Raw genomic sequence first — 21,768 nt, forward strand, 5'->3', positions numbered from 1 at the left:
AGCATCCGCTACCCGAACCTCTCGAACTGCAGACCGGCCCACACCAGCCAGCCCAGACTGTACGTCGTCGCCGCGAGGCCGAGCACGAGAGCCCACGTCGCGACGGCTCTGCTCTCGGCCGGACGCCGCAGCGACATGATCGCCGCGATCACGGCCACCACCGCGACCGGGATCACCCAGCCGACGAAGAACGAGGCGCACAGCGAGACGATCGCGGCGAGCAGCGCCCAGGGCGCGAGCCGCGTCTCGTCGACGGATGCGGGCGCTGCCGAGGGCTCCCACCCGTTGTATTCGTCGTCGTCTTCGAGGTGCGGCCCGCTGGCGACGACCGGCTCCACGGTCACCGGCCCGGTGGGCAGCTTCGTGTACGCGTCGCGTCTGGCGCCGGGGAGACGAGCAGACCCCGCCGGGCGCTCGACCTCGCCGCTGGGTCCTTCGATGCGGGCGCGCAGCCCGTCGTCCGGTGTGGTCATGAGCGCTCGGCCACCTGGATCTCCGTGACGGGGAGGGTCGAGTCGGCGCCGAAGGCGAGGGTCGACGGCCGCCGACCAGAGGAGATCAGCTCTGCGGCGAGCGCCGCGATCATGGCGCCGTTGTCGGTGCACAGCGACAGCGGCGGGATGCGCACCGTCACCCCCGCCTTCTCGGCACGGGCGAGCGCGACCTCGCGCAGCCTGCGGTTCGCGATGACGCCTCCGCCGAGCAGCAGTCGCGGGACTCCGAGATCCTCGCACGCCGCCAGCGCCTTCGTCACGAGCACGTCGACGACGGCCTCGCGGAAGCTCGCCGCCACATCGGCCACCGGCACCTCGACGCCATCGGCCTCGCAGCGCTCGACCCAGCGGGCGACGGCGGTCTTGAGTCCGGAGAAGGAGAAGTCGTAGCGGTGCTTCGCCAGATCGGACGCCTTGGACAGGCCACGGGGGAAGCGGATCGCGTTCGGGTCGCCGTCGGCCGCAGCCCTGTCGATCTCGGGCCCGCCGGGGTAGGGCAGAGAGAGGAGCCTTGCGACCTTGTCGAAGGCCTCGCCCGCGGCATCGTCCATGGTCTCGCCGAGCAGCTCGACGTCGGTCGTGAGGTCGCGGACGTGCAGGAGCGAGGTGTGCCCACCCGAGACGAGGAGCGCGATGGTCGGGTACTCCAGCGGCGCGGAGTCCGCCGTGAGGATGTCGGCCGCGATGTGCCCCACCAGGTGGTTGACCGCGTACAGGGGCTTGTCGATCGACACCGCGAGGCCCTTGGCCGCACCGACGCCGACCATGAGCGCCCCCGCGAGTCCCGGGCCGCTGGTGACCGCCACCGCGTCGAGATCCTGCAGACGGATGCCGGCCTCGTCGAGAGCCGCGTCGATCGACGGCTGCAGCGCCTCCAGATGAGCGCGCGCGGCCACCTCCGGAACGACGCCGCCATAGCGGGCGTGCTCGTCCATGCTCGAAGCGATCGTGTTCGAGAGCAGGGTGCGTCCGCGGACGATGCCGATACCGGTCTCGTCGCAGCTCGTCTCGATGCCGAGCACAAGGGGGGCGGCGGTCATGCGGTCTGCTCCTTCGGCGTCGCGGTGCGCCGCGCATCCCACGCGCGCAGGTCGAGGCGCATCACGATCGCATCCACATCGTCCGGCTGATAGTAGCGGGGGCGGCGGCCGATCTCCTCGAAACCCTCCGAGACGTACAGCCCCGCCGCGGCGGGGTTGTCGTCGCGCACCTCGAGGAACACCTCTCGTGCGCCCCGCCCCACTGCCGCCTCGAGCAGCGCGCGCAGCAGGGCCCGTCCTCGGCCCTCACCGCGACGATCGGCGTCGAACGCGATGGTCTGGATGTCGGCATCCGACCCGCCCTGCAGCGCCCGCACACCGCCGTAGCCGATCATCACGCCGTCGACCTCGTCGACGAGGTAGCGGGCGTGCGGGCTGGCGAGCTCGGACGCCATCGACTCGGCGCTCCACGCGTCGGTCGGGAACGCGCGGTTCTCGATCGCCATGATCCCGTCGAGATCGGCCGGAGTCGCGGGACGCAGCGTCATGATCCCACCCGCTTCGGCGCTCCGGGGAGCACGACGTCGGGGTGCCGCAGGTACAGCGGCTCGTCGTCGGCCAGGACGCGTCCTGCCGCGAGTGCACGCGCCGCGACCCGCGCCAGGTCGGCGCCGGACAGTTCAGACACGTCGATCCGCCGGATGCCGCCCAGGTGCGCATCGGCCTCGACCGCGGGCACGAGAACAGTGTCGGCGACGACGGTGGGGATGCCGGCAGCATCCGTCCCGTCGAACACCGTGACCGCGACCTCTCGACGACGCGCGTCGGTGACGATGGCGAACGGACCGTCGGCGGACACCGAGAGCGCCGCCGCGAGATGGCTCGGCACCGGGACCACGGGGATGCCACGCCCGAGGGCGAAGGCTCGAGCCGCCGCGATGCCGATGCGCAGGCCGGTGAAGGGCCCGGGGCCCATGCCGGACACGACGTGGGTGATCTCCCCCGCCCCCGCGCCCTTCAGGACATCGGCGAGCAGATCGCCGATCACCTCGGCGTGCCCGAGCGGGTCGGCGGTCGCCGCCTCGGCGCGGAGGGCGCCGTCGGCGTCGATGAGGGCCACGGCGGTACCGAGGGAGGTGTCGACGGCGAGGATCACGCTTCCAGGGTAGCCGGGGATGCTGAGCCGTTCTCCTCCGCGCGCTTCCAGCGGTCGCCGCCATCGGCGCGGGCGGACGCCGATGCCGTGCCGGCCGCTGCCGCCAGCGCGTCGTAGTCGTGCCCCCAGGCCGATGCGCTCGCCCAGCCGATGCTCGCCGACACCCGGATCCCGGATGCGCCCGCATCGTGCTCGATCGCCGAGATCCGCTGCAGCAGAGCGCGGATGTGGTGCCGGATCTCCTCTTCGCTCCCGCGGATGACGATGATCGAGTGGGAGTCGTCGACGCGATCGGCGTCGGCACTCGCGGGGAGCACCTCCTCGATGTCGGAGTGGAAGCGCTCGACGATCGCCGCATATCCGGTGCTCGTCGACGCCTCCCTGAGGTCCAGCGGATCGTCCAGCCGCACGTCGAGGACGGACCAGGAGTGGTCGTTCTGGGCCTCCGCCTTGCGAAGCCTGCGCGCCGCACGCGCGGCCGCATCGCCCGTGGCCGGAGCGACCCGATCGGACCGCACGAGGAGCACGAGGGTGAACGCCGCGCAGATGCTGGTCACCACGGTGCCCACGCTGTTGACGCCGCGGAGCACGCTCAGCTGCTCGCCCGAGCTCACGCCGTTGTCCAGCAGCACGGAGACGGCGCCGGCGATCGCGACGACGACGAACGAGCACGCGGCCAGGAGAAGCGGCATCGTGATGTCGCGCGACACCGTCTTCAGTCGGATCAGCTCCCACGCGACGAGCCCGGCGAAGACGCTCGCACTGAGGAACGAGAGGCGGAACGTCACCTGGAACGCCGGTGTCCCCGCCGCGAGCACGAGCACGGTCGGGATGAGCACCATGAAGCCGAGAGACGGCCACCAGAGCGGGCGCGCGCCCCTGTGCATCCGCAGTCCCAGCCAGAGGAGCGGCTCGAAGCAGAGCAGCAGACCGGAGGCTCCGGCCGTCAGACGCGGCTCATGCAGCTGGAGACCGCCGACCCACAGGTAGGTGCCGAGCATCCCCAGTGCGAACGCCGCCCCCCAGGTGATCGTCGCCCTGCTCGGCCGCGCGAGCGTCGCGAGCCCGATCACGACCACCGTCACAACCGTCACCACCGCGACCATGCTGGTCATGACGTCGACGCTGATCGCGGTGTGCGTCAGCTCCCTCATGATCCGTCCTCCTCGGTCAGCGGGAACCGCACCGTGACACGGGTTCCCGCGCCGGGAGCGCTGCCCACCTCGATGCTCCCGTCGTGGTCGGACACGATGTCGCGGGCGATGCCCATGCCCAGCCCGGTGCCGGGGGCGCCCCCGACCACGGCCCGCGCGGTGCGGAAGTAGGGGTCGAAGACCCGCGCGACCTCGTCGGCCGTCATCCCGTCGCCCGTGTCGGCGATCGTGAGCACCGCCCCGCCGTCGTCCGCACCGAGACTCACCCGGATGCCGCCACCGCCCGGGGTGTACTTGACCGCGTTGCTCAGCAGATTGTCGAGCACCTGGCGCAGACGGAAGGCGTCTCCGCGCACCACGAGCCTGTCGAGTCCCTCCACGACGAGCTCCTGCCGGTTGCTCCTCGCGATCGCCGAGTACGACGCCGCCGACGCATCGACGACCTGGCGGAGATCGACCGGTTCCGGCAGCGACTCCGACGCGCGCCTCGCTTCGTCCTGCGTGCTCTCCACCAGCCGCTGCATCCGTTCGCTGGCGTTGGAGATGACCTCCAGCTGCGCGACGACGGAGCCGGGCAGGTCGTCCCGCTCCCGCAGGAGGTCGACGTGGCCGAGGATCGCCATCAACGGGTTGCGCAGCTCGTGCGACACGATCGCGGTGAGGGTGCGCCGCTCCTCGGCGGCCTCGATCAGCGCGGTGACGTCGTCGATGATGAGCAGGGTGCTGCGGTCGCGAGCCGTCGCGTCGGCGAGGCGCTGCGTGCTCGCCTGCAGTGCGCGCCACCGCCCCTCCTGATCGAAGAGCCAGATCCGCTCGCTCCTGAGCTCCTCGCCACGTGCCGCGAGCGACAGTGTCGTCCGCTCTGGTGACAGCGGTGCACCCCTGCGCTCGTCGTACTCCACGGCCGTCGACGGCAGAGCGGCCCCGAATCGATCACGCCCGTACAGCGTGCGATAGGCGTCGTTCATCTTCAGGATCCGACCGTCCGCGTTGACCACGACGAGCGCCACGTCCAGGGCGTCGATCACCTGCGTGACCCGCTGCTCCTGGGTCTGCGCACGATCGGCGGCCCTCTCCGCCTGCTCGGACTGCCGCTGCAGGAGCCGTCTCGCGGCCCGCGAGCGCTGTGCGCCGATGCGGATCGTCGTGCCGAGGAAGCTCAGCGTCAGCACGACGATGAGCACGCGCACGAGCACGTCGGCGGGTTCTCCGCTGCGGCTCGTGAAGAGGAGAAGACACGCGCTGATGAAGCCGATGCCCGCGAACACCCACGGCAGCGCGAAGTACGACGCGAGCCAGGCGACCGGGAACACCCAGAGGAGCTCGATGCGCATGCCGGGAGCGCTCGTCGCCAGACCAACGGCGAGCGCGTCGAGAAGCGGCACCGCGACGACGATCGACTGCGGGATGCGTGGCCACGGAACCATGAGCGTCGCCAGGGTGGTCACGACGAGAACGATGAGCGCCACCGCCACCAGCGGGTTCCCGAGGGTGTGCGGCGCGAAGGCGGCGATCACCACGACGACCGCGAGCATGCTGCCCGTGAAGATCAGCTGCCATCGCCAGATCGACAGCGTGCGGGACATCGTCGACCGCCTCTCCCTCGATCCTCAACGTTCTCGCAAGATTACTCAAAGAAGGCGGATGCTGCGTCCGCCGGGGGCGGCGCGGGCAATACGATCCTGATGGGGACGGAAACCGCGGCTGGGGAGCGCGGCTGGGGGCCGCGGTTGGGGAACCGCGGCCTCGACCGCCCGAGGCCTCCGGGACTCAGCCGGTCGGGAGATCAGCGGAGGTGAGGCGATAGCCCACACCGCGAACCGTCTCGATGAAGCGAGGGTCGGCGGGGGTGTCGCCGAGCTTGCGACGCAGATTCGTCATGTGCGCTTCGACGGTGCGCTTGTCGGGCTCGCCGACGTAGTCGGACACCCCTCCCACGGTGTCGCCGCGGAGGACGAGGGCCAGTTCGGCCTTGCTGCGCACACGGCGTCCCGAATCGAGCAGGGTCGCCAGGAGATCGAACTCGGTCGGGGTGAGCTCGACCTCTCCGCCCCCGACGAGCACCGTGTGCGTATCGGGATCGAGGGAGAGATCGCGATGCGTCTGCAGGCCGGCCGCAGGCGACGGCATCGTCGCTCCGCCGGAGGGGGACCCGGGCACGGGCGGCGCCTCGAAGCGCGGACGACGCATCACGGCCTCGATCCGGGCGCGCAGCTCGCGCGGGCGGACGGGCTTCACGAGGTAGTCGTCGGCCCCCGCAGAGAGGCCGAGGACGACGTCCGGCTCCTCCGACAGCGCGGAGAGCATGATGATGAACGTCGTACTGACCTCGCGGATCCGTCGCGCGGCCTCGAAGCCGTCCATCCCCGGCAGGTTCACGTCGAGCGTCGTGATCACGGGGCGATGCGCGACGACGGCGGCGATGCCCTCGGGCGCAGAACCCGCCAGCACGGTCTCGAACCCTGCGGCGCGGAAGACCTCGTCCAGCAGCGTCTGCACGTCGACGTCGTCCTCGATGATGACGGCGACGCGCGCGGACTCCGAGACGGTGCTCATCGACGCTCCTCTCGAGCGATCGTCACGATCCTGGGAGCGTCGGCGTCCAGCTCGGACGCGTCGAGGCCGTCCGCACGCCCGACTGGTCGCTCCAGCTCGACGTCCCACCACGCGTCGGCGAGATCCTCGGCCATGCCCCGGCCCCACTCGACGACCACGACGGACCGTGCGAGATCGAGATCGAGGTCTTCCAGCTCCGCACCGGAGCCGAGCCGGTAGGCATCGACGTGCACGAGCGGTGCGCGACCGACGAGCGACGGATGCGTGCGCGCTATGACGAACGTCGGGCTCTGCACGGGTCCGCGCACCCCGAGTCCCTCGGCCAGCCCCCTGGTGAAGGTGGTCTTTCCCGCACCGAGCGGACCGGTGAGGATCAGCAGGTCCCCGGCCTCCAGAGTCGCCCCGAGCGTCCGCCCGAGCTCCTCCATGTCGTCTGCGGTCTCGATCTCCCGACGTCCGAGGAGGGAAGGGTCGACGCTCACGTGGTCCTCCGCGGAACCCTGGCGCCGATGCGCGTGACGATCTCGTAGCCGATCGTATCCGCGGCATCCCCCCACTCCGCCGCCGACGGGACGCCGAGCGTGGGGTCGCCGAACAGCACGACCTCGTCGCCGATCGAGACGGGGGTGTCGCCGACGTCGACGACGAACTGGTCCATCGCGATGCGTCCCGCGTTCAGGAAACGGCGCCCCCCGATCGACACCGGAAGCCGGCCGGACGCGTTCCGCGGAACCCCGTCCGCGTACCCGAGCGGCACCAGCACCAGGGTCGTGTCCCGATCGGTGCGGTGGGCGTAGCCGTATGAGACGCCCGTGCCGGCCGGCACCCTGCGCACAGCCGCGATGGAACCGCGCAGGGTCATGGCCGGACGCAGGCCGAGCGACGCCGACGTGCGCTCCTCGAAGGGCGATACGCCGTAGATGCCGATGCCGATGCGCACCGCATCGAGGCGCGTCTCCGGCAGGTCGATGGCGGCGGCGGTGGCCGCGATGTGCCGGATCTCTGGGCGGATGCCGAAGGAGGCCGCCGTCGCGACGCCCTCCTCGAACCGCGCGAGAGCCGCCCTGTCGTCCTCGGGAGAGGTGTTGGAGAGATGGCTGAAGAGCCCCACGATTCGCAGACGTCCGATGCGCTCCAGCCGAGCGGCCTCCGCGAGCACACGGCCCCAGTCGGCGGGGGCGATGCCGTTGCGCGACAGCCCGGTCTCGAACTTCAGATGCACGCCGACGGGATGGTCGACGTCGGCCGCCCTGGCAGCGGCCTCGAGCTGGTCGAACGACGAGATCCCGAGCTCGATGCCCTGCGCGGCCGCCTGCTCGAACCGCTCCCCCGGAGCGTGCAGCCACGCCACGATCGGGGCCGTGATGCCCTGTCGTCGCAGATCGAGCGCCTCGGGGATCTCCGCGACCCCCAGTCGGGTCGCGCCCCCGGCCAGAGCGGCGACGGCCGCGGCCGCGGCGCCATGTCCGTAGGCGTTGGCCTTGACGACGGCGATGACCTGCACGCCGGTGAGCCTCGTGAAGTGGCGCACGTTGTCGCTGATGGCGCCGAGGTCGATGCTCGCCTCGCGGAACGGAACGGTCACAGCGGCTCTCCTTCGGCGACGACGAACGCGGCGGCGAGGCCTGCGTCGTGGGTGAGGGTCAGGTGCAGCGTGGTGATGCCGCGCTCGTCGACGACGGCGGCGGTCGTGCCGCTGAGCACGAACCGGGGTCGACCTGAGGCCTCGGATGCGATCTCGATCTCGGTCCAGTGCACGCCGTCCGAGCCGCCGAGCGCCTTGATGAGCGCCTCCTTGGCGGCGTAGCGCGCGGCCAGCGACGGCAGCCGCAGGGTCTGCTCGCTCGGCGTGAAGAGGCGCTGCAGCAGTCTGGGCGTGCGCTCGATGGTCCGCTCGAATCGCGGGATGTCCACGAGGTCGATGCCGGTCCCGATGATCACCCGTTCAGCCTAGTAGGCGCCGGTTCCGGCATCCCCTCCGTGTTCTTCGCGCCCTCCGTTCGTCGGCGCGAAGGCCTTGCTGTCGGCTGAGAGGCCCGGGTTCCGCAGACACTCCGTGATCTGAGCCGCCAGAGCGTCGCTCGACTCACCTTCCCCACGTCGCACGACTCGTCGTCCACAATCGCGAAGATCCCGGAATCCGTCCACAACGCCGCTCCGAGCCGCCACGGACACGGAAACGGACGGATGCTCGGAGGATGTTCGATCCTGCATACCTGCTTGAGCGCTTCGGCGGCATCAGCCACGGTTCCCGCATCCAGCAGTACGGATGCTCCAGAAGCGAGGTCAGAAGAGCAGCCGATGCCGGCCGCATCAATCGGGTCCGTCAGGGGGTGTACGCGCTCCCGGACCTCGACCCCGACATCGTCACTGCGGCGGCGCATGGAGGGGCGCTCACCTGCGCTTCCGCCCTGCGCGCGTGGGGAGTCTGGGTGCTGCCTGAGTCGGACCGATCGATCCACGTCTGGCTCGGCAAGGCCGGACGCGCGCATGCGCACCCCGACTGCGCCTGCAGCGTGCACTTCTCCGTCGGGAGATCGGCCCTCGGACTCGCGCCGGTCGCCGACTGCCTCATCCACGCCTATCGCTGCATCGACGGGGAGGCGTTCTTCGCCGCTTACGAATCGGCGTGGAACAAACGGCTGATCGACGCCCACGACCGCGCACGGATCCGCACCGCCCTGCCCCGCTCCGCCGAATGGATGCTCGATCTCGCACGCCCCGATGCGGAGAGCGGGCTCGAGTCGCTCCTACGGCTCCGACTGCACCTGCTCGGCATCCGACTCGACTGCCAAGTCGACATCGCCGGCGTCGGCCGGGTCGACTTCGTCGTCGGACGCCGGCTGATCCTCGAGGTCGACGGCAGAGAGAATCACGCCGGCGTCGACCGGAGGCACCGTGATCTGGTGAGGGATGCCGCAGCATCCGCCCTGGGATTCGAAACCCTGCGATTCGACTACGCGATGGTCGTGCACGAGTGGCCGAGCGTGGTCGCCGCCATCGAGCAGGCCCTCCTCCGCGCCGCGCGCTGATTCCGCGCCGCGCACGGTCCGCCCTGCGCGCCGTTCATACGCCTCTGTCGCGTCGTTCTGTCGGCGCTGAGGCCACTCTGTCGGCGCGGTGGGCCCGGTCAGGCCGACAGTCGGGGCTCCGAGCCGACAAAGCAGCACGGGCCCGCGGCACGAAGCGACGCGGACCCGGCCTCAGCATCGGACGAATCCCGCAGGAGGTCTACTCGACCGTGACCGACTTCGCGAGGTTGCGCGGCTGGTCGACGTCGAGGCCCTTCGCGGTGGCGAGAGCCATGGCGAAGATCTGCAGCGGGACGACCGACAGCAGCGGCTCGAACATCGCCCCGGCCAGCGGGATGCGGATGACCTCGTCGGCGAACGGGAGCACGGCGGCATCCCCCTCTTCGGCGACCACGATCACCCGGGCGCCGCGAGCGCGGATCTCCTGGATGTTCGAGACGACCTTCGAGTGGATGAGCGCCGAGTGACGGGGCGAGGGCAGGAGCACGAACACGGGCTGCCCCGGTTCGATCAGTGCGATCGGGCCGTGCTTGAGCTCGCCGGCAGCGAAGCCCTCGGCGTGGATGTAGGAGATCTCCTTGAGCTTGAGCGCGCCCTCGAGCGCGATCGGGAAGCCCACGTGGCGGCCGAGGAAGAGCACCGAGCGGGTGTCGGCCATCCAGCCGGCGAGCTGCTGCACGTGGTCCTGCTCCTCCGCGAGGACGCGGGCGATCTTCTCCGGGAGCGCCTGCAGCTCGGCGACGTCGACGGAGGCGTCGGCGACCGTTCCGCGGACGCGGCCCATGTGGAGGCCGAGCAGCAGCAGGGCGGTGATCTGCGCGGAGAACGCCTTGGTGGACGCGACCGCGACCTCCGGTCCGGCGTGCGTGTAGACGACGGCATCCGACTCGCGGGGAATCGTCGCACCCTGCGTGTTGCAGATCGAGAGCGTGCGCGCGCCGCGTTCGTTCGCGTACTTGACGGCCATGAGCGTGTCCATGGTCTCGCCGGACTGGCTGATCGAGACGACGAGCGTGTCGGCGCCGATCACCGGGTCGCGGTAGCGGAACTCGTGGGCGAGCTCGACGTCGACGGGGATCCGCGCCCACTGCTCGATCGCGTACTTGCCGACGAGAGCCGAGTAGGCGGCGGTGCCGCACGCCGTGATGATGATGCGGTTGATCCCCGCGAAGAGCTCATCGAGACCGTCGAGCTCGGGGATGACGACCTGGCCGTCGTGGATGCGACCGCGGATCGTGTTCGCGACGGCCTCCGGCTGCTCCGCGACCTCCTTGGCCATGAACGACGACCATCCGCCCTTCTCGGCGGCGGCGGCATCCCACGACACGTCGAAGGGCTCGGCCTCGACCGGGGTCCCGGCGAAGTCGGTAACGGTGACGGCATCCGGCGTGATCGACACGATCTGGTCCTGACCGATCGCGAGGGCCTTGCGCGTGTGCTCGACGAATGCGGCGACGTCGGAGCCGAGGAAGTTCTCTCCCTCGCCGAGGCCGATCACGAGGGGGGAGTTGCGGCGAGCGCCGACGACGAGTCCCGGGTGGTCCTGGTGCATCGCGAGGAGGGTGAACGCGCCCTCGAGGCGGTTCACGATGCTGCGGAAGGCGAGCTGCAGGTCTCCCCCGTTGCCCGCGTACTCGCGGCCGAGGAGCGCGGCGGCGACCTCGGTGTCGGTCTCGCTGCGGAAGACGACGCCGTCAGCCAGGAGCTCGTCACGGAGCGTGGCGAAGTTCTCGATGATGCCGTTGTGGATCAGGGCGAGCTTGTCGCCGTCCGCGAGGTGCGGGTGGGCGTTGACGTCGGTCGGTCCACCGTGCGTCGCCCAGCGGGTGTGCCCGATCCCGGTGCTGCCGTCGGGCAGGGCCGATTCGGCGAGCGAGTCGCGCAGGGCGCTGAGCTTGCCGGCCTTCTTGCGCATCCCGAGCGTCCCGGCGTCGTCGATGACGGCGACGCCCGCGGAGTCATAGCCGCGGTACTCGAGGCGAGCGAGTCCTGCGAGCAGGATGTCCTGGCTGGGGCGCGGGCCCACGTATCCGACGATTCCACACATACCCTCAAGGGTAAGCGCACACTTTTGGCAGGATTCCGAACGAATAGCGGATGTCGCGTGAGGCCGCGCTTCGACTCGCTGTGCTCGCTCAACGACCGGGAGGCGGATGCTCGACGACCGGAAAGGCGGAGGAAGAGTCGGTCAGAGCTTGCGCAGCAGCACGCTCTCGACGGAGTGGTCGACGCCCTTGTTCAGGACGAGCCGCGCTCGATGCTTCGTCGGCATCACGTTCTCGACGAGGTTCGGCATGTTGATCTCGTTCCAGTACCCGAGCGCCGTGGTGATCGCCTCGGTGTCGGTGAGGTGCGCGAACACGTTGAAGTACGAGGACGGATTCGAGAACGCCCCCTGGCGCAGCGCGAGGAAGCGGTCGACGTACCACTTCTCGATGTGCGCGGTGTCGGCGTCGACGAAGATCGAGAAGTCGAACAGGTCGCTCACGGCGACGTCGTTCGGCGCGGGCGGCGGCTGCAGGACGTTGAGGCCCTCGACGATCACCACGTCGGGGCGGCGCACCACGACGTGGGCGTCGGGGACGATGTCGTAGCGCATGTGCGAGTAGAAGGGCGCACGGACCTCCGGCGCACCGCTCTTCACCTCGGTGAGGAACTGGAGCAGCGATCTGCGGTCGTACGACTCGGGGAACCCCTTGCGGTCCATGAGGCCGCGGCGCTCGAGCTCGGCGTTCGGGTAGAGGAAGCCGTCGGTCGTGACGAGCTCGACGCGGGGCGTGCCCGGCCAGCGGCTCATCAGCTCGCGCAGCAGTCGGGCGATGGTCGACTTGCCCACGGCGACGGAGCCGGCGACGCCGACGACGAACGGCGTGGTGGAGTCGTCCTCCTGCAGGAAGGACGACGTCGCCGCGCCGAGCTTCTTGGTCGACGTCGCGTACAGGCTGAGCAGCCTGCTCAACGGGAGGTACACCTCGCGGACCTCGGTGAGGTCGAGCCGGTCGCCGATGCCGCGCAGCTCGACGACCTCGGTCTCGGTGAGCGGCTGATCGAGACCTGCCGCGAGCCGCGCCCACTCGGCGCGATCGATCTCCCGGTACGGAGACAGTGGCAGCGTGGGGTCGACGGTGGTCACGCATACATCGTAACGGGGCACCGGTAGTCTCTTCCCGTGCGCTTGGGAGTCCTCGATATCGGATCGAACACCGTCCATATGCTCGCGGCGGACGTCCGCCCCGGCGGGAGGCCTCTCGCGACGACGAGCGACCGCACCGTGCTGCGGCTCATGCGCTATCTCACCCCGGACGGCGCGATCTCCGAAGAGGGCGTCCTGGCACTCGAGGCCGCGGTCACGCAGGCGCGCAGGGTCGCCGCGGAGGAGCGGGTGGACGAGCTGCTCGCGACGGCCACCAGCGCGGTGCGCGACGCCCACAACGGCGCCGACGTGATCGCGCGCATCGAGAAGGCTCTCGGCCAGCCGCTGCAGGTGCTCGACGGAGAGACCGAGGCCGAGCTGACCTTCCTCGCCGTCCGACGGTGGTTCGGCTGGTCGGCCGGGCAGCTCCTGCTGCTCGACATCGGCGGCGGCTCTCTCGAGATCGCGGCCGGTGGCGACGAGATGCCGGATGCTGCGGCATCCGTCCCCCTGGGCGCCGGTCGGATGACCGTGCAGTTCCTTCCGAACGACCCGCCGGGCGAAGACGACGTCGAGCGTCTGCGCGAGCACGCCAGGGCGACGCTCGCCGAGATCCTCCCCCGGTTCGCGTCGCTCCCCCGCCCCGACCACGTGGTCGGCTCCTCGAAGGCGATCCGCTCGCTCGCGCGGCTCGTCGGCTACCCGGTACCCGGCTGGTCGGGGATCGAGCGGATGCTGCTGCCCCGCGCATCCCTCGGGTCCTGGATCCCCCGGCTGGCGCGCCTCCCCGCATCCGCTCGTCAGGAGCTGCCCGGCATTACGCCCGACCGCACGTTCCAGATCGTCGCTGCCGCCGTCTCCCTGCACACCGCGATGACGGTGCTCGACATCGACGAGCTGGAGGTCTCGCCGTGGGCGCTGCGCGAAGGCGTGCTGCTGCGCTACATCGAGCAGCTCAACTGGAGCAGCGGCGCGGGGCGATGAAGGATCTCGACTCCTTCGACGCGCGGGCGGACCGGAGCGCGCCGCGGGCGCTCGACCGGTCCTCCGATGCGTCGGCGGACTCCGGGACGCCCGTGATCCTCACCGTCTGCACGGGCAACATCTGCCGGTCCCCCCTGGCGGAGACCGTGCTCCGCGCCCGCCTGCACGGGGTCGACGCGACCGTGCACAGCGCAGGCACGCACGCGCCGGTCGGCGCCGAGATGACGGGCATGTCGCAGGAGATCGCCGTGGCGCACGGAGCCTCCCCCGATGACGTCGTGACCCACCGCGCGCGGTGGCTGACCGAGCCGATCGTCGCGGGAGCCGACCTCGTCCTCGCCATGTCCCGCGAGCACCGGACCGCGTCCGTCGAGCTCGCTCCCTCGGCTCTGCGGCGCGCGTTCACCGTGCGGGAGTTCGCCGCGCTCTCCACTGCTCTGGACGACGACGCCATCCGCCGGACCGCGGATGCCGCGGGCACGGCCCCGCGTGCGCGCCTCGCGGCCGTGCTCGCGCTCGTCGCTGGGCGACGAGGGCAGATGCCCCCCGCCAGAACGCAGGACGACGATGTGATCGACCCGTATCGTCGCGATCGCGCCGTGTACGAGGAGTCCGCGTCGCAGCTGATCCCCGCCGTGGACGAGGTCGCCAGAGTCCTGCGAGCCGCGCTGCTCTGAGTGGCCGGTCAGCCGAGCAGCGTCCCGGCGACGATCAACCCGACCCCGCTCAGGTTGAACACGATGTGCACCAGCACCGCGGGCCAGATCCGCCCGGTGAGCACGACGAGCGCGCCGGTCGCGATGCCGAGGAGCGTCAGCGCGACCGCGGCATCCGGCGTCAGAGCCGACACGAGCTGATGCGTCAGGACGAAGAGCACGGTGGTGACGGCGACCGATACGACGCCGGCCCTCCGGATGCCGGCGCCCCGACGATCCGGCGATGCTCTCCGCGCGCTCCGCCTCACCACGCTGAACAGGGCGACGAGGAGAACCCCGCGGAAGAAGAGCTCCTCGATCACGGGGGCCACGATCCCCCCGGCCAGGAGGTCCTCCGCCCACCAGAGCCTCGGCAGCGAGCCGTCCAGGGATGCGTAGGACGGGAGGGCGCCGGAGCCTCCGAACGCGACCGCCGACCATCCCTGCACGATCCGCAGCACGAGGCCGAGGACGACGCCGTAGAGCAGGTCCACAGGGCGGACGGCGAGCAGCCCCCGGGGGATCCCCCTCCGGAACGCGAGGATGACGGGTGTCAGCAGCGCCGCCCACAGCGCGGCCTGGCCCCACACGCCCCCGAAGAGCATCCCGAGCCACGCCCCCAGGAGCATGCCTGCGCCGAGGCCGATCACGCTCCAGCCGAGGAGCTCCCCGTTCCATGCGCGCACGGTCGAGCCGCCGCTCCACCACGCCCTCGGTCGAGGCGCGCGCGAGCGATGCGACGGGTCAACGGCGGAGTCGGTCATCGGGATCCACCGTAGCGCCAACCGGAATATCAGAATGCTGTTCCTATGCGACAATGAACCGCCAAGGGGAACCGACGAGAGGCGACATGGAGCTCAGCGACTACATCCGCATCCTGCGCAAGAGCTGGCCCGCGATCGTGATCGCGACGCTGCTCGGACTCGCCGCCGCCGCCGGATACTCCCTCACCCGCACGCCGATGTACGAGTCGCAGAGCGTGGTCTTCGTGCAGTCGCAGGCGGGCAGCACCGTGACCGAACTGCAGCAGGGGTCGTCCTTCGCGCAGTCCCGCATCACGACGTACGTCAGCCTGGTGCGCGAACCCGTCGTGATGAACCCCGTGATCACCCAGCTCGGCCTCGACACCTCGGCCGACGACCTGGCCGAGAACGTGAAGTCGTCGAGCCCGCTGAACAGCACGCTGATCCAGATCACGGTGCAGGACCCCGATCCCGTCATGGCGGCCGACATCGCGAACGCGCTCGGTGCGAGCCTCGCCGCGGCCGTGGAGCGCATCGACACCCCCGCCGGCCAGGACCAGAGCGCCATCAAGCTCACCCGGGTGCGGGATGCCGCCGCCGCGTACGCCCCCGTCAGCCCCAACATCCCGCTGAACCTCGCCCTCGGCCTGCTCGTCGGCCTCGCGATCGGCATCGGCATCGCCGTGCTGCGCTCGGTGCTGGACAACCGCGTCCGCTCCCCTCGCGACGTGGAGGAGCTCACCGATCGACCGCTGATCGGCGCCATCCCGCTCGACCCGAAGGCGAAGGAGCGACCGCTCATCATCCAGGCCGATCCGCTCAACCCGCGCTCCGAGGCGTTCCGCTCGCTGCGCACGAACCTGCAGTTCCTGGAGATGGACGGCGGCCACACGTTCGTCATCACCTCCAGCATCCCCACGGAGGGCAAGTCCACGACGACGCTCAACCTGGCGATCGCGCTCGCCGACAGCGGCAAGCGCGTGGCCCTGGTGGACACGGACCTGCGCAAGCCGAAGGTCGCCGAGTACCTGGGCATCGAGGGCGGCACCGGCCTCACCGACGTCCTGATCGGCCGCGCCAAGGTGTCGGACGTGCTGCTGCCCTGGGGCAATCGCTCGATGTACGTGCTCCCCGCGGGCAAGATCCCGCCGAACCCGAGCGAGCTGCTCGGCTCCGCCCGGATGAAGAAGCTCCTCGACGCGCTGGCCGAGGAGTTCGACGTCGTGCTGTGCGACGCTCCTCCCCTGCTGCCGGTGACGGATGCCGCTGTGCTGTCCCGGGTGACGTCGGGGGCGATCATGGCGGTCGCCGTCGGCAGGACGACGACGCATCAGCTCCAGGGGGCTCTCGACGCCCTCGCGACCGTGGGCGCGAAGGTCGCCGGAGTGGTCCTGACGATGGTCCCGACGAAGGGCGCCGACGCGTACACCTACGGGTACGGCTATGGATACGGGTACGGTCACGGTCACAAGTCGGGCGCCTCGTCGGCGTCCTCGGCGGCGAAGAGGCGCTCGACCGGCAAGGCCGTGATGCCCGCGGAGTCGGACTCCGCCGACGCGTTCGACGACCTGCTCAAGCGCGGCTGAGCCGCCAGCACCCCGAGCCCCGGGCGGTTTGTTACATCCGCGTGAAATCCGCGACCTCGAGCACCTTCCGGCATCCTTCGCTCTGCTACTGTTCACGCGGGGAAATACCAGAATATTACGAGGTCACAGTGACGTCGACACACGACATCGACGCGACGAAGAAGCCGCAGGACGAGAGTGACACCGGGGCGGGCGCAGACAGGAGAGCGCTCGGTTCCGCAGCCGGCAGCACGCGGGCCGGCTTCGACTGGCGCGCGCGCTACGCACGCAACCTCCGGATCACCGATCTCCTCGCGCTCATCTGGGTCGTGTACGGCACGCAGATCGCCTGGCTGGGATTCGGCAACACCTCGGTGCCGACCGACAACCTGCTGGGCGTGGGCAACATCTCCTACTGGCTCTTCTCCGCGGGGCTCGTCATCGCCTGGGCCTGCGCGCTCGGCCTCGCCGACTCCCGCAGCCATCGCGTGATCGGCACCGGAACGACGGAGTACGTCCGGGTTGCGCGCGCCAGCCTCGGCGTCTTCGGCATGATCGCGATCGTCGCCTTCCTGACCAAGTCGGAGGTCGCACGCGGCTACCTGCTGATCAGTCTCCCCGCGGGCATCGTCACGCTCGCGCTCGTCCGGTGGCTCTGGCGCCAGTGGCTGGTGTCCAACCGTCGCGCCGGAGGCTACTCGGCACGCGTCCTCCTCGTGGGATCCAGCGAGTCGGTGACGGCGATCGCCAACGAGCTCCGTCGCGTATCCGACGCCGGTTACACGGTCGTCGGGGCGTGCATCCCCGGCGCGCGGATCGGAGACCTCGTCCCCGGCACGGACGTCCCCGTCGTCGGCTCCGTCGACGACGTCGAGCTCGGCCTCGTCCGCACGGGCGCCGACACCGTCGCTGTCACCAGCACCGGCGACCTGCCGCCCTCGCGGCTGAAGCAGATCTCCTGGTCTCTGGAGGCCGGGCGACAGCACCTCGTGCTCGCTCCGAGCATCACCGACATCGCGGGGCCGCGCATCCACTCGCGCCCCGTCGCCGGCCTCCCCCTCATCCACGTCGAGATCCCCCGGTTCAGCTCGGGGCAGCGCATCGTCAAACGCACCATGGACATCATCGGCGCGCTCGCGCTCATCGCGCTCTCCTCGCCGCTCCTCCTCGGCGTCGCGATCGCCGTGAAGGCCACGAGCCCCGGCCCCCTCCTCTTCGCCCAGGAGCGGATCGGGCTGAAGGGCACCCCGTTCAGGATGCTGAAGTTCCGATCCATGCGCGTGGGAGCCGACGCCGAGCTCCGCGCCCTGCTCGATGCCCAGGGCACGAGCGAGACGCCGCTGTTCAAGGTGAAGGACGACCCGCGGATCACACCGGTCGGACGGTTCATCCGCAAGTACTCGCTCGACGAGCTGCCGCAGTTCTTCAACGTGCTCGGCGGATCGATGAGCCTCGTCGGCCCCCGCCCCCAGGTGGCCGCCGAGGTCGCCCTGTACTCCGATGCCGCGCGGCGGCGGCTCCTCGCCAGGCCCGGCGTCTCCGGCCTCTGGCAGGTCAGCGGCCGCTCGACCACGACGTGGGAGGAGACGGTCCGCCTCGACCTGTACTACGTGGAGAACTGGTCGCTCCTCGGCGACATCGGCATCCTGCTCAAGACGCTGAGAGCGGTGATCCTGCCGGGGAACAGCGCCCACTAGCGTGCGGCGATCGACCCCGTCAGACGCCCGTCACCGCGACCACGACGCCCGCGACGGCGAGCAGGGCGACGCAGGCGGCCACCGGGAGCGCGATCCTGCGGAGCATCAGCCTGGTGGCGTCCCGCGTGACCGGGTCGGGGTTGAACGAACCCAGCACGGCGGCGACCGCGGCCAGCGTCACGGGAGCGATCGCGTAGACCCAGGACAGCCCCTGAAGGGTGTCCGGTCGCATCACGACGGTCGCGAGCGCCCACAGCACCACAGCGCCGCCTGACGCGGTGAGCAGCCTGATCGCGGAGCCGGTCCGGAGCTGGATGGCCGACGAGGAGTAGTACACGGCGAGCGCCGGCACGGTGAGGCCCAGCGGCGCGGCTACCGCGAGGGGCACGGCGACGCCCGACACCATCGGGAGCACGAGATAGAAGATCAGGGTGATCACGGTGCTCGTCAGCGCGAGGGCGCCGTAGCCGACCGACGAGGCCCGCACAGCCGCGGTCAGCGCGGGGTCGTCGGCCATCTGCATCCGCACCGAGAGCAGCGCGTGGACGGAGTTGATCAGGACGCTGACCATCGTGACGCCGAGGGCGGCCAGATGAGCCTGCTCCAGCAGAGCGGGGGCGCCGGCGACGATGGCCGAGAGCCGGATGCCCTGCATGAGCACGGCGAACAGTGCCAGATGCGGCACCAGCACGGTCGCCATCGCGAGCGTCCTCCCAGCCTCTCCCCCCGGCGCGGACGGATGCGCGGACAGCAGCCCTCGCATCCCGAACCAGATCCCGGCGCACAGCACGGTCATCACGGCGACGGTCGCCGTCGCGGCGAGGTCGAGCGGAAGCCCGAGTCCGGCGAAGAGCATCCACGCCAGCGGCAGGATCGGGTTGAGCAGGCCACCCGAGGCCATCAGGAGAGTCGACTCGCGGATGCGGGCGACTTGCGCCGCGATCAGCCACGTCCCCATCCCCGCCGCATAGGACGCGGTCAGCGCTCCCGTCTCCACGGGGAGGCCCGCGATGCCGACGATGGAGAGCACGATCCCGACCCCGAGCGCGACGGCGAGGATGCCGCAGACGATCCGCAGAGGCACCGCCCACGCGCCTGGGCGCAGATGGCTCCCGTCCGCCCCACGGCGGAACGCGTTGGGGAGCGTAACCGGTATACCGATAGTCAGGGGCAACGCTAGGATGGGGCCCAGCGCGAAGGCCACGATCGCGGGCCCCTGTTCCATCCCACTCGCGATGCGCGGAAGGACCATCCACGCGACCATCCCCGCTCCCGCGGAGGCCAGCTGGATCGCCGCGAAGCGCAGCCTGTGCCACGCAGGACCGACGGTCGCCGATTCGCCCATAGCAGGCCCTTCCCGGAAGGAACGAAGCTTGACCCTCGCACTCCACTGGTGGCGGCCACTCGGCAATCCTCGCACAGCCGCCGGGGAGCTCCTGCGACACGGGTCGGCTTGGGCGCACGCCGTCAGGATGGGCGGTGCTCCCCTCAACTTCGGCGACGAGGCCAGCCGCGTGGCCCTCGGCGAGCTCAGCGGACGCCCGATCAGACGCAGCGGAATCGGCTCCGCGGATGTGCTGGGCGTCGGGTCGATCCTCAACAGGGCGTGGAAGGCGCAGCCCGACGCGACGGTGTTCGGAAGCGGACTCCGCGAGCCCGACCACAGGCCGCTCCCGATGGCCGCCGACCGCATCCTCGCCGTCAGAGGCACCCTGACCCGCGACGCCCTTGGCCTGCCCTCGACGCAGACCCTCGGCGATCCCGCCCTGGTCGTCGGCGACGTCTACGGAGGCGGCCCTGCGATCAGGAAGAGCGCCCCGCTGTTCATCCCCCACTTCACGATGCTCGCCGAGCGCGCCGGTCGCGCTCATCTCTCCGGCATCCGCGCCCGCGGGTGGGACGTGCAGCTGCCGACCACCACCCCTCTCGCCGTGGCGGAGGCCATCCGGAGCGCCCCGGTCGTCGCGACGAACAGCCTCCACGGGGTCGTCTTCGCTCATGCACTGGGCACGCCGGTGGTCGCGGTCGACGTGGCCGGGCACGCCGAACCCGACTTCAAGTACGACGACTACCTGTCGGTGTTCGGGCTGCGGCATCGTCCCACCGACGTCACGGTCGTCGCAGACCTCTCGGCCGCCGCGCTGATCGATCAGGTCGCCGCGCAGACCGAGATCGTGCGGGCAGCCCTCCCCACGCTCGTGACGGGCCTGCACAGGGCGGCGGCGCCGTTGCGGAGCACGTCATGAGCATCGAGGCCGTCGTCGCCCTCGGGATCTGCGCGGTCGTGGCCGCCGCGATCGTCACGACGAGGATAGGACTCGTCGCCACCGTGGCGTACGCCGCCTTCTTCTCCCTCGCCCTCATGCCGGTGTCGCTGATCTCCGACTCCGGCGCCTTCCACGTGGGGATCGCCGGCTCCTCCCCCGACCTGCGCACCTTCACCCTCGTCATCGCCGTCGGCGCCGTGCTCCTCACCTTCATCGCGAAACCCCCTCTCGTGGGGATCTTCGTCCCGCTGCTGCTCTGGATCGCGATCGGCGCCCTCTTCATCTGGCCCTCCGACCCGCCGGGCATCGCCGGCATCGTGCAGCTCTGCATCGCCGTCCTCGCCTGGGGGATCGGGATGCGCGCGGCCCGCTCCGACCCGGACTCGAGGCTGCGCCGCGGCCTGATCATCCTGATCGTCATCGTGGTGCTCGCGCACTCCGGAGTCGCCGTGCTGCAGGCGCTGGGTCTGAACATCAACGCCGTGGCCGCCGCCGACCAGGAGATCCTCGGCTCCCGCGTGAACGGGCTCTCGAACCACCCCAACAACCTCGGGAAGATCCTGGTCATCTCGATCGCGCTCCTGCTGAGTCTGCTGAACTCCGCGAAGGACCGCGCCCGGCTCATCTGGATCACGATCGGCGTCGCCTTCGTCCCGCTCGTGCTCGCTCAGGGTCGGGCGAACCTCGCCGCGGCCGCGGCGCTCGTGACCGGCTGGGTCCTGCTGCAGCCGTCCCTGCACCTCTCCCGCAAGCTCTCGGTGATCCTGGGCCTCGGCGTCGCAGGTCTCGCCGCCTCCGGTGTGATCATCACCCGGTTCGAGGAGGACCCCACGGGCGGCGTCCGCGGCGAGATCCTCTCGTACGCGGCCCGCATCGTGTCGACGTTCTTCTGGACGGGCACGGGCCCGAACCGCTACACGATCGAGAACGCCCCGCTGACGGGCTCGTTCATCCCCGTCCACAACTCGTTCGTGCTCGCCCTCGCCGAGCTCGGCATCGTCGGCTTCGTCCTGCTCTTCGCACCGATCGTCGTCATGACCGTCGCCGCGTGGAGGCGACGCAACCTGGTGTCGGCGAACGGGGACGCCGCCCGCGCGATCGTCGCCAGCGCCCTGCCGATGGTGATGATCGCCTACACGGGCTGGGGGATGCTCGCGACGTCAGTGCTGTCGCTGGGGATGTTCTGCTTCGGGTTCATGTGGGGCCAGGTCACGTCGCGCCCTCCCGTCGGCGAGCGCGACGCGCAGGCTCTCTCCGATGGCGCGGCTGTCGTACGCGTCCGCCGCCCACGCCTGCGCGCGCACGCCTAGCT

Annotated in this window: 21 protein-coding genes; 7 read left to right on the forward strand and 14 right to left on the reverse strand. The window is 70.6% G+C overall.

The annotated features are described in order from the left end of the window. Positions 1 to 8: 8 nt before the first annotated feature. The 10 genes from LC438_RS14215 to LC438_RS14260 form a co-directional block, all read right to left on the reverse strand. Positions 9 to 473, reverse strand: coding sequence for a hypothetical protein (locus LC438_RS14215; protein WP_223586960.1), 465 nt, complete (start codon positions 471 to 473; stop codon positions 9 to 11). Next, on the reverse strand, positions 470 to 1,534 hold the full coding sequence (tsaD, locus tag LC438_RS14220) for a tRNA (adenosine(37)-N6)-threonylcarbamoyltransferase complex transferase subunit TsaD (RefSeq protein ID WP_105672701.1): 1,065 nt from the start codon (positions 1,532 to 1,534) through the stop codon (positions 470 to 472). Before tsaD ends, LC438_RS14215 begins: the two co-directional genes overlap by 4 nt. Then, a complete protein-coding gene (gene rimI, locus LC438_RS14225; RefSeq protein WP_105672700.1) occupies positions 1,531 to 2,022 on the reverse strand; it encodes a ribosomal protein S18-alanine N-acetyltransferase in 492 nt (163 codons plus the stop codon). The genes tsaD and rimI overlap by 4 nt, the downstream gene beginning before the upstream one ends. Beyond that, positions 2,019 to 2,630, reverse strand: a complete 612-nt coding sequence (tsaB, locus tag LC438_RS14230) for a tRNA (adenosine(37)-N6)-threonylcarbamoyltransferase complex dimerization subunit type 1 TsaB (RefSeq protein ID WP_105672699.1) — start codon at positions 2,628 to 2,630, stop codon at positions 2,019 to 2,021. The genes rimI and tsaB overlap by 4 nt, the downstream gene beginning before the upstream one ends. Beyond that, positions 2,627 to 3,784: a hypothetical protein gene (locus tag LC438_RS14235; RefSeq protein ID WP_223586961.1), complete on the reverse strand. Its 1,158-nt coding sequence runs from the start codon at positions 3,782 to 3,784 to the stop codon at positions 2,627 to 2,629. The genes tsaB and LC438_RS14235 overlap by 4 nt, the downstream gene beginning before the upstream one ends. Then, positions 3,781 to 5,370: a HAMP domain-containing sensor histidine kinase gene (locus LC438_RS14240; protein WP_223586962.1), complete on the reverse strand. Its 1,590-nt coding sequence runs from the start codon at positions 5,368 to 5,370 to the stop codon at positions 3,781 to 3,783. Before LC438_RS14240 ends, LC438_RS14235 begins: the two co-directional genes overlap by 4 nt. Before the next feature lie 184 nt (positions 5,371 to 5,554). Further along, positions 5,555 to 6,340 carry a response regulator transcription factor gene (locus LC438_RS14245; RefSeq protein WP_223586963.1) on the reverse strand — a complete coding sequence of 262 codons (786 nt, stop codon included), beginning with the start codon at positions 6,338 to 6,340 and terminating at the stop codon, positions 5,555 to 5,557. Further along, positions 6,337 to 6,822 (reverse strand): tRNA (adenosine(37)-N6)-threonylcarbamoyltransferase complex ATPase subunit type 1 TsaE, encoded by a 486-nt coding sequence (gene tsaE, locus LC438_RS14250; protein ID WP_223586964.1) that lies wholly within the window; start codon positions 6,820 to 6,822, stop codon positions 6,337 to 6,339. Before tsaE ends, LC438_RS14245 begins: the two co-directional genes overlap by 4 nt. Then, a complete protein-coding gene (alr, locus tag LC438_RS14255; RefSeq protein ID WP_223586965.1) occupies positions 6,819 to 7,925 on the reverse strand; it encodes an alanine racemase in 1,107 nt (368 codons plus the stop codon). Before alr ends, tsaE begins: the two co-directional genes overlap by 4 nt. Beyond that, positions 7,922 to 8,281 carry a holo-ACP synthase gene (locus LC438_RS14260; RefSeq protein WP_105672694.1) on the reverse strand — a complete coding sequence of 120 codons (360 nt, stop codon included), beginning with the start codon at positions 8,279 to 8,281 and terminating at the stop codon, positions 7,922 to 7,924. The genes alr and LC438_RS14260 overlap by 4 nt, the downstream gene beginning before the upstream one ends. A gap of 257 nt (positions 8,282 to 8,538) precedes the next feature. Here LC438_RS14260 and LC438_RS14265 point away from each other — a divergent pair, with 257 nt between their 5' ends. Beyond that, entirely contained in the window at positions 8,539 to 9,372 is an 834-nt protein-coding gene (locus tag LC438_RS14265) for a DUF559 domain-containing protein (protein WP_105672693.1), read from the forward strand. Positions 9,373 to 9,571: 199 nt separating this feature from the next. On the opposite strand, the gene glmS is transcribed toward LC438_RS14265, so the two are convergent. Both glmS and coaA read right to left on the reverse strand, forming a co-directional pair. After that, positions 9,572 to 11,419, reverse strand: coding sequence for a glutamine--fructose-6-phosphate transaminase (isomerizing) (glmS, locus tag LC438_RS14270; RefSeq protein WP_105672692.1), 1,848 nt, complete (start codon positions 11,417 to 11,419; stop codon positions 9,572 to 9,574). 141 nt (positions 11,420 to 11,560) lie between these two features. Beyond that, complete coding sequence (gene coaA / locus LC438_RS14275; protein ID WP_105672691.1) at positions 11,561 to 12,505, reverse strand: type I pantothenate kinase; 945 nt, start codon at positions 12,503 to 12,505, stop codon at positions 11,561 to 11,563. A gap of 36 nt (positions 12,506 to 12,541) precedes the next feature. Here coaA and LC438_RS14280 point away from each other — a divergent pair, with 36 nt between their 5' ends. Both LC438_RS14280 and LC438_RS14285 read left to right on the forward strand, forming a co-directional pair. After that, on the forward strand, positions 12,542 to 13,489 hold the full coding sequence (locus LC438_RS14280) for a Ppx/GppA phosphatase family protein (protein WP_105672690.1): 948 nt from the start codon (positions 12,542 to 12,544) through the stop codon (positions 13,487 to 13,489). Further along, positions 13,486 to 14,166: a low molecular weight phosphatase family protein gene (locus LC438_RS14285; RefSeq protein ID WP_105672689.1), complete on the forward strand. Its 681-nt coding sequence runs from the start codon at positions 13,486 to 13,488 to the stop codon at positions 14,164 to 14,166. Before LC438_RS14280 ends, LC438_RS14285 begins: the two co-directional genes overlap by 4 nt. A gap of 8 nt (positions 14,167 to 14,174) precedes the next feature. On the opposite strand, the gene LC438_RS14290 is transcribed toward LC438_RS14285, so the two are convergent. Further along, entirely contained in the window at positions 14,175 to 14,948 is a 774-nt protein-coding gene (locus LC438_RS14290) for a CPBP family intramembrane glutamic endopeptidase (RefSeq protein WP_223586966.1), read from the reverse strand. Positions 14,949 to 15,034: 86 nt separating this feature from the next. Between LC438_RS14290 and LC438_RS14295 the strand changes: the two genes are divergently transcribed. Beyond that, positions 15,035 to 16,513 (forward strand): polysaccharide biosynthesis tyrosine autokinase, encoded by a 1,479-nt coding sequence (locus LC438_RS14295; protein WP_223586967.1) that lies wholly within the window; start codon positions 15,035 to 15,037, stop codon positions 16,511 to 16,513. A gap of 128 nt (positions 16,514 to 16,641) precedes the next feature. Beyond that, entirely contained in the window at positions 16,642 to 18,189 is a 1,548-nt protein-coding gene (locus LC438_RS14300) for a sugar transferase (RefSeq protein ID WP_223586968.1), read from the forward strand. Positions 18,190 to 18,208: 19 nt separating this feature from the next. Here LC438_RS14300 and LC438_RS14305 read toward each other — a convergent pair whose 3' ends face one another. Continuing rightward, positions 18,209 to 19,273, reverse strand: a complete 1,065-nt coding sequence (locus LC438_RS14305; protein WP_223586969.1) for a hypothetical protein — start codon at positions 19,271 to 19,273, stop codon at positions 18,209 to 18,211. A 289-nt stretch (positions 19,274 to 19,562) separates the two neighbouring features. Between LC438_RS14305 and LC438_RS14310 the strand changes: the two genes are divergently transcribed. Both LC438_RS14310 and LC438_RS18555 read left to right on the forward strand, forming a co-directional pair. Next, positions 19,563 to 20,435 carry a polysaccharide pyruvyl transferase family protein gene (locus tag LC438_RS14310; protein WP_223586970.1) on the forward strand — a complete coding sequence of 291 codons (873 nt, stop codon included), beginning with the start codon at positions 19,563 to 19,565 and terminating at the stop codon, positions 20,433 to 20,435. Then, positions 20,432 to 21,766, forward strand: a complete 1,335-nt coding sequence (locus LC438_RS18555) for an O-antigen ligase (protein ID WP_263294831.1) — start codon at positions 20,432 to 20,434, stop codon at positions 21,764 to 21,766. Before LC438_RS14310 ends, LC438_RS18555 begins: the two co-directional genes overlap by 4 nt. Positions 21,767 to 21,768 lie beyond the last annotated feature (2 nt).

This window comes from Microbacterium sp. OVT16B, from assembly GCF_019969705.1.
GTDB lineage: Bacteria > Actinomycetota > Actinomycetes > Actinomycetales > Microbacteriaceae > Microbacterium > Microbacterium natoriense.